Here is a 3858-nt window from a genome sequence, read left to right as displayed (position 1 = left end):
CGAACAGCTTGGCGAAGGCGTCGATCTGGATGACGTTGTTGGGGATCTCGCACATGACGTAGACCTCCAGCCCGTCCTCGCCGCGCCTCAGCCCGTTGGCGGCCATGGCGTCCAGCACGCGTCCGGCCTCGGTGGTGGTCCGGCAGAACGGCACCATGACCCGCAGGTTGGTCAGGCCGAGGTCCTGGCGCACCCGCCGCAGCGCCTCGCACTCCAGCGCGAACCCCTGGGCGTAGAGCGGATGGGCGTAGCGGGAGGCCCCGCGGAAGCCCAGCATCGGGTTCTCTTCCTTCGGTTCGAAGTCCGCCCCGCCGAGCAGCCTGGCGTATTCGTTGGTCTTGAAGTCCGACAGCCGGACGACGACGGGGCGCGGGTAGAAGGCCGCGGCGATCACGCCGACGCCCTCCACCAGTCCCTGGACGAAGTACTCCCGCGCCGACGCGTGGCCGGCCGTCAGTCGGGCGATGGCCGCCCGTTCGCGCGTCGAGGTCACCCGCTCCGGATGGGCCGCCGCCATCGGGTGCAGCCGTATCTGCTCGCCGATGATGAACTCCAGCCTGGCGAGACCCACGCCCGCGCTCGGCAGCTGGGCGGCGCGGAACGCCAGGTCCGGATGGGCCAGGTTGAGCATGATGGAGGTGCGGGGCTGCTCCAGGTCGGCCGCGTTCAGCCGCTCGACCTCGAAGGGCACTTCGCCCTGGTAGACCTTGCCGACTTCCCCCTCGGCGCAGGAGACGGTCACGCGACCGCCCGCGGCCAGCCGGCGCGTGGCGTCGCCCGTCCCGACCACCGCGGGGATGCCCAGCTCACGCGCCACGATGGCCGCGTGACAGGTGCGCCCGCCCCGGTCGGTGACCACGGCGCTCGCCTTCTTCAGCACCGGCTCCCAGTCCGGGCTGGTGGCGCTGGCGACCAGCACCTCGCCCGGCTGGAAGGCCTTCAGGGCCGCGGCGGTGCGGACCACCCGCACCGGCCCGCCGGCGATCCGCTCGCCGACCGCCTTGCCCTCCGCCAGCACCGCGCCCGAGCCGGTGAGCCGGAAGGTCTCGATCTCCTCGCCACGCTGGGACGCTACCGTCTCCGGCCGGGCCTGGACCACGTAGAGCCGCCCGTCGCCGGCGTCCTTGGCCCACTCGATGTCCATGGGCGTGCGCTGGCCGGCGCGCTTGGAATAGTGGTCCTCGATCCTCAGCGCGACCTCGGTCAGGTCCATGACCTCGGCGTCGGTCAGGCAGTAGCGCTCGCGCTCGGCGAGGGGGACGCGCACGGAGCGCAGCGCCGGTCCGTGCGAGCCGGTGCGCCAGACGATCCGCGTCTGCTTGGCGCCCAGGCTGCGCTTCAGCACCCCTCGGAAGCCCTGCCGGAAGGTGGGTTTGTGGACGTAGAACTCGTCCGGGTCGACGCGGCCCTGCACCACGTTCTCGCCGAGGCCGTAGGCGCCGGTGATGAACACCACGTCCGGGAAGCCGCTCTCGGTGTCGAGGGTGAACGTCACCCCGCTCACCGCCTCGTCGGAGCGGACCATCTGCATCACCGCGACCGACAGGGCGACCTTGAAGTGGTCGAAGCCGTTGTGGAGCCGGTAGACGATGGCCCGGTCGGTGAACAGCGAGGCGAAGCAGCGGCGGCAGGCCTCCACCAGCCCGGCCTCGTCCCGGACGTGCAGGAAGCTGTCGTGCTGGCCGGCGAAGCTGGCGGTGGGCAGGTCCTCGGCGGTGGCCGAGCTGCGGACGGCGACGCTCAGCTCCCCCCCGCACGCTGCGCGCAGCCGGCGGAAGGCCTCCACGATCTGGGCGCCGAGCGCCGCGTCGGCGGTGGCCTCGTAGACGATCCGGCGGGCCGCGGCGGCGCGCCGGGCGAGGTCCTCCACGTCCTCGGGATCGAGGTCGGCCAGGCGCGCCTTCAGCTCGTCCCAGGCTCCCGCCCGCGTCAGCGCGTCGCGATAGGCCTCGGCGGTGATCGCGAACCCCTGCGGGACGCTGACCTTGGCGCCGGCCAGAAGCCGGTGCAGCTCCCCGAGCGAGGCGGTCTTGCCCCCTACCAGCGGGATGTCGCTCAGGCTCAGGAGGTCGAACGGGCGGATGTAGTCGGGCGTGGTCATGACGCGGCTCCGCGGCTGCCCGCGGACCCTAGTCCCGTCACGCCCCGCCGGCCTTGAGGGACGTCAAAGGGCTCAGCCGCCGGGCCGACGGACCTTGACCCGCACCCCGTCGGCCACCTTGTCGGAGGGGAAGATCACCACCCGGTCGCCCGCCTTGAGCCCCGAGCGGATTTCCGCCTCGTCGTCGGTTAGCGCCCCCACCGTCACCGGGACCAGCCGGATGCGGCCGTCCATGATCCGGTAGACGGCCCAGCGGTCCTGCGCGCGGACCAGCGCGCCCAGCGGGGCCTTCAGGGCCTTCGGCTCCCGGCGCAGGAAGACCCGCCCCCAGACCCGATAGCCGGGCCCGAGCCTGGTCCACTTCTCCGGCGCCCCCGTGAACTGCAGCATCACCAGCGCCCGCTGCTCCTCGACGCCGAGGGCCGAGACCTTGGTGAAGCCCTGCGGCTCGACGCGGCGCACGACGGCGGGGATCGTCCCGTCCCCGCCCCAGTCGTAGATCTCGGCCGCCATGCCCTCGCGGATCCGCACCGCGTCCTGCGACAGGAACTCGATGGCCGCCTCCAGCCCGTCCTGGTCGCCGATCTCCACCAGCGGCGCGCCCATGGCCACGGTGCGCTCGCTCTCCTGCAGCACGCGGGTGACGTAGCCGGAGGCCGGCGCGGTGACGGCCACGGTCTCCGCCCCCTGCGCCTCCGGACCCATCAGCGCCGAGCGGGCGGCGGCCAGCTCGGATCGGCGCACGGCGAGCTGGGCGGAGGCGGCGCGCACGGCCGCGCGCGCGGCGCGGGCCCGGGCGTCCGCGGCGTCGAGCGTCTGGCGGGCAGCGAAGCCCCGCTCCGACAGCTGCCGGATGCGGCCCACCTCCACGTCCGCCTGCCGGGCTTCGGCGGCGAGCTGGTCCTGCTGGGCGGCGGCCGCGGCGACGGCGGCCTGGGCGGCGGCGACCGCCGCGGTGGCCTGGGCCCGGGCGCGGGGATCCAGCAGGTCGGCGCTGGCCGGTCTGATCCGCGCGACGACGGTGGACCCCGCTGCCACCCGGTCGCCGACGTGCAGATCGATCCGTTCCAGCCGGCCGGAGACTGGGGCGGCCACCACATAGGCCTCCCGCACCCGCGCGAAGCCCTGGTCCGCGACGGTCTCGGCGAGCGGGCCGGTGACCACCTGGGCCACATCCACCGCCACGGGCCGCGGCGCCATGAGCAGCCCCACCGTCACGGCCACCGCCAGGGCGGCCGCGCCGATCAGGATCCACCGGGCCCATTTGATCTTCGGCATTGCTAGTCCCTTGTCTTCAGGACGGCCACGAGGTCGAGACGCCAGATGCGCGGCGCCACCATCGCCGCCGCGAGGGCGATGGCCGCCAGGTAGGCGACCAGGGCCACGCCGTAGCTGTCGGCGGAGATGATCGCCGGCAGCCGCAGCTCGTCGCGCGAATAGGCCGCGCCCATCGCCTCCGCCAGCGCCTGCCCGCCGAGGATGCCCAGCGGGATCGACGCCAGGGTGATCACCGCCAGTTCGCCCAGCAGGATGTAGGCGCATTCCCAGTGCCCGAAGCCCAGGACGTGCAGGGTGGCGAGGTCCCGGGCGCGCTCGGACAGCGAGATGCGGCTGGTATTGTAAGCGACCCCGAAGGCGATGGCCCCGGCGAAGCCCACGTAGAAGGTGATCATCACCCGGAAGGCCTCGGCCATGGCCTGGCGCCAGGCCGCCCCCGTGTCGTCGCGCGCCGCCGCGCCCAGGATCTGCGGCGTGCG

Annotated in this window: 3 protein-coding genes; all 3 read right to left on the bottom strand. The window is 73.6% G+C overall.

Annotated features, from left to right (window positions below):
• Positions 1-2101: phosphoenolpyruvate synthase (gene ppsA / locus V7Z97_RS19695; RefSeq protein ID WP_334165216.1), on the bottom strand; the 2101-nt coding region annotated here is incomplete at its 3' end.
• Positions 2102-2173: 72 nt separating this feature from the next.
• Positions 2174-3379 carry an efflux RND transporter periplasmic adaptor subunit gene (locus V7Z97_RS19690; RefSeq protein ID WP_334165213.1) on the bottom strand — a complete coding sequence of 402 codons (1206 nt, stop codon included), beginning with the start codon at positions 3377-3379 and terminating at the stop codon, positions 2174-2176.
• Positions 3380-3381: 2 nt separating this feature from the next.
• Positions 3382-3858: ABC transporter permease (locus V7Z97_RS19685; protein WP_334165212.1), on the bottom strand; the 477-nt coding region annotated here is incomplete at its 5' end.

It is taken from the genome of Phenylobacterium sp. (genome assembly GCF_036821595.1).
GTDB lineage: Bacteria > Pseudomonadota > Alphaproteobacteria > Caulobacterales > Caulobacteraceae > Phenylobacterium.
This window is presented reverse-complemented; position numbering and strand designations above follow the sequence as displayed.

Bases quoted from the DNA above. Each gene is read 5' to 3' on its own strand.
- V7Z97_RS19690 (WP_334165213.1), bottom strand. From the start codon at position 3,379: ATGCCGAAGATCAAATGGGCCCGGTGGATCCTGATCGGCGCGGCCGCC.